This window comes from Kitasatospora sp. NPDC059646 (assembly GCF_042734615.1).
GTDB lineage: Bacteria > Actinomycetota > Actinomycetes > Streptomycetales > Streptomycetaceae > Kitasatospora.
Genome location: NZ_JBHWDS010000044.1, coordinates 63,557 through 70,295, shown reverse-complemented (window position 1 = coordinate 70,295; position 6,739 = coordinate 63,557). Strand labels below are relative to the sequence as shown.

Here is a 6,739-nt window from a genome sequence, read left to right as displayed (position 1 = left end):
GACTTGGCGGCGGGGGCAGCCCGCGGCTGTGCGGGGCGGTCGGAGTGCTCTGCCGGGGGCGCGGGCCTCACCGCCCGCGCGGGGCGCCGCCGGCCCTGGGCCGCTCAACAACGTTCATCCTGGGGGCCATTGACAGCCGATCAGTCGGATCGATCTAATGCTCACGCCCGGGAAAGGGCAGCTCACTGGGGGGAGCAGGGGTGGGGACGAGCAGGATCGACGCACTGTTCGAGCGCGACCGGGCCTGCCGTGGCGCGGGCATCACGCTCGACGAGGTGGCCGGCGGGCGGGCGGTGGCCCGGATGCGGGTCACCGAGGAGATGGCCAACGCGCACGGCATCGGGCACGGCGGGTACGTGTTCCTGCTGGCCGACGCCGCGTTCTCCTACGCCTGCAACAGCTACGGGCCGGTCGCCCTCGCGCAGGGCGCGCAGGTCACCTTCCTGGCCCCCGCCCAGATCGGCGACGAGCTGGTCGCCGAGGCCGTGGAGCGCTCCAGGGCGGGCCGGCAGGGCGTCTACGACGTCACCGTCCGCACCGCCAAGGGCGCCGTGGTCGCCGAGTTCCGCGGGCAGAGCACGCAGGTCGCCGGGGTGCCGCACAGCGGCTGACCGGCCTCACCGGCCCCCCGGCCGCACTGTGCGGCCGGTGTAACCGCTCCCCGCCGTCGCGGAGACGGCGGGGAAACGCGGTCTTCCTACAGTCACCCGTGACAGGTGCAGGTCGGACGTGCGCCCGGAGGTGCACGCGGTGCTGTGCTCGTTCGTGCACGCGGACGTGCACGCGGACGGAAGGGTTCCCGTGACCGAACAGGTGCGCACGGTCTGCGGCTACTGCGGCGTCGGCTGCGGCCTGCTGCTCGACGTCGAGACCGGACCGGACGGCCGCCGCACCGTGCGGCGCGCCACCGGCGACCCCCGGCACCCCGCCAACCTGGGCCGGCTGTGCACCAAGGGCGCCACCACCGCCGACCTGTTCGCCGCCCCCGGCCGCCTCGCCACCGCGCTGGTGCGCCCCGCCCGGGGCGAACGGCCGGTGCCGGTGCCGGCCGCCGAGGCGATCGCCGACACCGGCCGCCGGCTGCGCGCCGTACTGGACGAGCACGGCCCCGACGCGATCGCGCTGTACGTCTCCGGGCAGATGAGCCTGGAGGCCCAGTACCTGGCCAACAAGCTCGCCAAGGGCTATCTGCGGACCAACCGGATCGAGTCCAACTCCCGCCTGTGCATGGCCAGTGCGGGCACCGGCTACAAGCTGTCGCTGGGCGCCGACGGTCCGCCCGGCTCCTACCGGGACCTCGACCTGGCGGACGTGTTCCTGGTGATCGGCTCCAACGCCGCCGACTGCCACCCGGTGCTGTTCCTGCGGATGATGGACCGGGTCAAGGCCGGCGCCAAGCTGATCGTGGTCGACCCGCGCCGCACCGCCACCGCCGCCAAGGCCGACCTGTTCCTGCAGATCGCCCCCGGCACCGACCTCGCCCTGCTCAACGGCCTGCTCCACCTGCTGCACGAAAGCGGCCGCACCGACCAGGAGTTCATCGCCCGGCACACCGAGGGCTGGGAGGCGATGCCGGCCTTCCTCGCCGACTACCCGCCGGAGCGGGTCGCCCGGATCACCGGCATCCCCCCGGCCGACCTCCGGCGGGCCGCCGAACTCATAGGCGGGGCGGCGGAGTTCACCAGCCTGTGGACGATGGGCCTGAACCAGTCCACGCACGGCACCTGGAACACCAACGCCCTGGTCAACCTGCACCTCGCCACCGGCACCATCTGCCGCCCCGGCAGCGGACCGTTCTCGCTCACCGGCCAGCCCAACGCGATGGGCGGCCGCGAGATGGGCTACATGGGCCCGGGCCTGCCCGGCCAGCGCACCGTACTCGCCGACGCCGACCGCGAGTTCACCGAGCGGGTGTGGGGCGTCCCGCCGGGCACCGTCCGCGCCGACGGCCTCGGCACCGGCACCGTCGACCTGTTCCGCCGGATGGCCGACGGCGAGATCAAGGCCTGCTGGATCATCTGCACCAACCCGGTCGCCTCGGTCGGCAACCGGCGCACCGTCGTCGAGGCCCTGGAACGCGCCGAACTCGTCATCACCCAGGACGTCTTCGCCGACACCGAGACCAACGCGTACGCGGACGTGGTGCTGCCCGCCGCGCTGTGGACCGAGACCGAGGGCGTCCTGACCAACAGCGAACGCACTCTCACGCTGGCCCGCCCCGCCGCCGACCCGCCCGGCGAGGCCCTCCCCGACTGGCGGATCATCGCGGACGTCGCCGCCGCGATGGGCTTCACCGACGGCTTCCGCTACGACAGCGCGGAGCAGGTCTTCGAGGAGCTGAAGCGCTTCCACAACCCGGCCACCGGCTGGGACCTGCGCGGCGTCGACTACCCCCGGCTGCGCGACACCCCCGTCCAGTGGCCCGCCGCCGCCGCCGACGGCCCCGACCGCAACCCGATCCGCTACCTCCGGGCCGACGGCACCCCGCACTTCCCGACCGCCTCCGGCCGCGCCGTCTTCCACCCGCGCCCGCACCTCGACCCGGCCGAACTCCCCGACGACGAGCACCCGTTCGTCCTCAACACCGGTCGGCTGCCGCACCAGTGGCACACCCTCACCAAGACCGCCAAGGTCGCCAGGCTCGCCCGCCTCGACCCGTCGCCGTTCGTCGAACTCCACCCCGGGGACGCCGCGCGGCTCGGCCTCGCCGACGGCGACGGCGTCGAGATCAGGTCGCGGCGCGGCCGGGCCGTACTGCCCGCCCGGATCACCGACCGGGTGCGGCCCGGGAACTGCTTCGCACCGTTCCACTGGAACGACCTGTTCGGCGCGGACCTCAGCATCAACGCCGTCACCTCCGACGCGATCGACCCCCTCTCGCAGCAGCCCGAACTCAAGTACTGCGCGGTCGCGTTGACCAAGGTGGCCACGGCCGCCGCGGCAGCGCCGCAAAGCGCCGAGCCGTCGCCCGCCGCGGCAGCGCCGCAACGGGCGGAGCCGTCGGCCGCCGCCGTGTTCGGCCTGGAGGCCGCCGCGCCGCCCGTCCTCGCCGAGGCCGAACGGCGGTACCTGGCCGGCCTCCTGGCCGCCCTGCCCGCCGGGGCGCCCGGCGTCCCGGTGCTGCCCGCCGGAGCGCCGTTCAGCGCCGAGCACGCCCAGTGGGTCAACGGCGCGCTGGCGGGCCTGTACTCCCGCACCGGCCCGTCCACGGCCGCCCCGGCCGGCCGCCCCCTGCTGGTCCTGTGGGCCTCGCAGACCGGCACCGCCGAGGACTTCGCCGCCGCCGTCGCCGCCCGCCTCACCGCCGAGGGCCGGCCCGCCGCCCTGCGCGCCATGGCCGACGCCGAACCGGCCGCCCTGCCCGCCGACGCCGACCTGCTGTTCGTCACCTCCACCTACGGCGACGGCGACGCCCCCGACAACGGCGCGGCGTTCTGGGACGCGCTCGCCGCCGACCCGCCCGTCCGGCTCGACGGCCGCCGCTACGCCGTCCTCGCGTTCGGCGACCCCGGCTACCGCGACTACTGCGGCCACGGCCGCCGCCTGGACGCCCGCCTCGCCGAACTCGGCGCCCGGCCGCTCGCCCCGCGCGCCGACTGCCCGCCCGGCGACGAGGCCACCGCCGCCGCCTGGCTGGACGCCGTCGCCGCCGCACTCCGCGACACCCCCGGCCCGGCCCCCTCCCCGGCACCCGCCCCGGCACCGCCCCCGGCCGCCCGGCGCAGCGAGGCGGTGCCCGCCCGACTGGTCGGCAACCGCCTGCTGAGCGGGCCCGGTTCGGGCAAGGAGGTGCGCCGCTTCACCTTCGACACCCGCCACCTCGACCGGCCGCTGGACTACGCCGTCGGCGACGCACTCGCCGTCCACCCCGTCAACTCGCCCTCGCTGGTGGACGAGTGGCTGGCCCTGGTCGGCGCCGCCGCCTCCGCCACCGTCACGCTCCCCGGCCGCGGCGAACTCCCGTTCCGCGAAGCGCTCTCCCGCCACCTCGACATCACCCGGATCGGCCCCGACCTGCTCCGGTTCTGCGCCGACCGCACCCGTGACGGCCGCGAACTGCGCGCCCTGCTGCGCGCCGACAACACCGACGCACTGGCCCGCTGGACCTGGGACCGGCAAGCCGTGGACGTGGCGGCGGAGTTCGGCGTCCGGGCGAGCGCCCAGGAGTGGACGGAGGTGTTCGGACGGCTCCAGCCCCGGCAGTACTCGATCTGCTCCAGCCCGCTGACCGACCCGCACCTGATCTCGCTCACCGTCTCCGTGCTCCGCTGGGACAGCGTCAAGGGCCAGCCGCGCGGCGGCGTCTGCTCCACCCACCTCGCCGACGCCGAGCCCGGCACCGACGTCCCCGTCCGGCTCCGCCGCGCCCCGCACTTCCGGCCGCCGGCCGACCCCGCCACCCCCGCCGTCATGATCGGCCCGGGCACCGGCGTCGCGCCCTTCCTCGGCTTCCTGGAGGACCGCCGCGCCCGCGGCCACCGGGCGCCCAACTGGCTGTTCTTCGGCGAACAGCACCGCGCCACCGACTTCCACTACCGGGAGGAACTCACCGCCCACCTCGCCGACGGCACCCTCACCCGCCTCGACACCGCGTTCTCCCGCGACCAGCGCGCCAAGGTCTACGTCCAGGACCGGATGCGCGAACACGGCCACCACCTGTGGTCCTGGCTCCAGGACGGCGCCCACCTGTACGTCTGCGGCGACGCCACCCGGATGGCCAGGGCCGTCGACCGGGCCCTGCACGACATCGCCGCCACCCACGGCGGCCTCGCCCCCGACGAGGCCGCCGGCTACCTGAAGCAGCTCGCCGCCGACAAGCGCTACGTCCGCGACGTGTACTGACGAGCCGTCAGACGTCCCGCCGGGTGCCGAAGACCAGCGCGGCCAGCGCACCGCCGGCGGCCCAGGCGAGATAGACCAGCCACTCGCCGGCCGGATCCGCCGGGAACGGGATGTTCGGGTTCGGCGGGAGACCGACCAGGTCGTGCAGTTCCTGCCAGGCCCGGAACGGCGTCGCGTGGTACAGGCACGCCGACCAGTGGTGGTTCTGGCTGAGGAAGTTCGGGACCAGCAGCAGGACCGTGGTGGTGGTGACGACGGTGGCTGCGCTGTGCCGCACCAGCGCCGCCAGTCCCAGGCCGGTCAACGCGCACACCGCGGGCAGCAGGGCGGCGGCCAACAGGCCGCGCCAGATGCCGGGTTCGGTGATCGCGATCCCGGCGTCCTTGCTCGACAGAACGGCCTGGGAGACGAAGAAGGAGAGCCCGGTCGCCACCAGCCCGAAGCCCAGCATCACCACCGTCAGCACGACGATCTTCGCGGAGAGCAGCGCCCGCCGGGCCGGCACCGCCGCGAAGCTGGTGCGGATCTGCCCGGTCGCGTACTCGCTGACCAGCGCCACCGCGCCGAGACTGCCCGCGATCAGCAGGGTGGCGATGCAGGCGTTGTTGGTGAAGGAGGCCGCCAGCGACGAGGCGGGCGCGAACGACTGCCGCTGCTCGTCGGTGAAGTGCGCCCAGTCGTTGACGTCGGCGATCGCCGCGTTCGCGTTCAGGAAGGCCAGCCCGAGCACGCCGAGGAACAGTCCCCAGCGGATCGACCGGAGCGAGAGGAGCTTGCACCATTCGGCGACCAGCAGGTCGCGGAACCGGGCCCGCGGCTCGTCGACCGTCAGGTGGGCGGGCGGTGCGGCGGAGGTGAGCACGGTCATCGGGAGTCTCCTGCGAGGTATTCGACGCTGTCGGCGGTGAGTTCCATGAACGCGGCCTCCAACGACGCTGCTCCGGCAGCCAGTTCGCGCAGCCGCAGGCCGTGCCGGTGGGCCAGGTCGCCGACCGCGTCCGCGTCCAGGCCGGTCACCACCAGCCGCTCCTCGCCGTCCGCCCGCACGTGCCCGCCCGCCCCGGTCAGCACGGCGGCCAGCGCGCCCGCGTCCGGTGTGCGGACGGTGACGCTGCTGCCCCGGCCGCGGGCCGCGAACGCGGACAGCGACTCGTCGGCGATCAGCCGGCCCCGGCCGACCACCACCAGGTGGTCGGCGGTGTGCTCCATCTCGCTCATCAGGTGGCTGGAGACGAACACCGTCCGTCCCTCGGCGGCCAGCCGCCGGAACAGGCCGCGCACCCAGCGCACGCCCTCCGGGTCCAGCCCGTTCAACGGCTCGTCGAACAGCAGCACCGGCGGGTCGCCGAGCAGCGCCGCGGCGATGCCCAGGCGCTGCTTCATGCCGAGCGAGTAACCGCCGATCCGCCGCCGGGCCGCCGCGGCGAGCCCGACCTCCTCCAGCACCTCGTCCACCCGCCGCAGCGGAATCGCGTTGCTCCGGGCCAGCACCCCCAGGTGCGCGGCCGCGGTGCGCCCGCCGTGCACGTCCGAGGCGTCCAGCAGGGCACCGACGTGCCGCAGGCCGCGCGGACGGTCCCGGAAGCGCCGGCCCTGCACGGTGACGCTGCCGCCGGTCGGCTCGTTCAGCCCGATGACCATCCGCAGCGTGGTGCTCTTGCCGGCCCCGTTCGGGCCGAGGAAGCCGGTGACCCGGCCCGGGCGGACCGTGAAGGTCAGGCCGTCGACGGCAACCGTGCGGCCGTACCGCTTGGTGAGTTCGTTGACTTCGATCACGGCAGCAACCGTGCCGTGCCGGCCCGTCGTCCCGCGTCGGCCCCGCACCGACACCTGCCCCGGCGGGTGTCTTCCCCGGTTGTACGCCCCCGGTCCGACGCGCCGACCGTACCCGGCTGAC

4 protein-coding genes are annotated in these 6,739 nt (G+C 74.9%); 2 read left to right on the top strand and 2 right to left on the bottom strand.

Going from position 1 to position 6,739, the window contains the following annotated elements; translation table 11 throughout:
- Positions 1–200 precede the first annotated feature (200 nt).
- Together paaI and ACFV1L_RS26790 are read left to right on the top strand one after the other, a co-directional pair.
- Positions 201–611: a hydroxyphenylacetyl-CoA thioesterase PaaI gene (gene paaI, locus ACFV1L_RS26795; RefSeq protein ID WP_380370277.1), complete on the top strand. Its 411-nt coding sequence runs from the start codon at positions 201–203 to the stop codon at positions 609–611.
- Between the two features lie 190 nt (positions 612–801).
- The gene (locus ACFV1L_RS26790) at positions 802–4,842 is read left to right on the top strand and encodes a molybdopterin-dependent oxidoreductase (protein WP_380370274.1); all 4,041 of its coding nucleotides are present in this window, start codon (positions 802–804) and stop codon (positions 4,840–4,842) included.
- A gap of 7 nt (positions 4,843–4,849) precedes the next feature.
- Here ACFV1L_RS26790 and ACFV1L_RS26785 read toward each other — a convergent pair whose 3' ends face one another.
- Entirely contained in the window at positions 4,850–5,710 is an 861-nt protein-coding gene (locus ACFV1L_RS26785) for an ABC transporter permease (RefSeq protein ID WP_380370272.1), read from the bottom strand.
- Positions 5,707–6,618: an ABC transporter ATP-binding protein gene (locus tag ACFV1L_RS26780; protein WP_380370270.1), complete on the bottom strand. Its 912-nt coding sequence runs from the start codon at positions 6,616–6,618 to the stop codon at positions 5,707–5,709. The genes ACFV1L_RS26785 and ACFV1L_RS26780 overlap by 4 nt, the downstream gene beginning before the upstream one ends.
- Between the last annotated feature and the right edge of the window lie 121 nt (positions 6,619–6,739).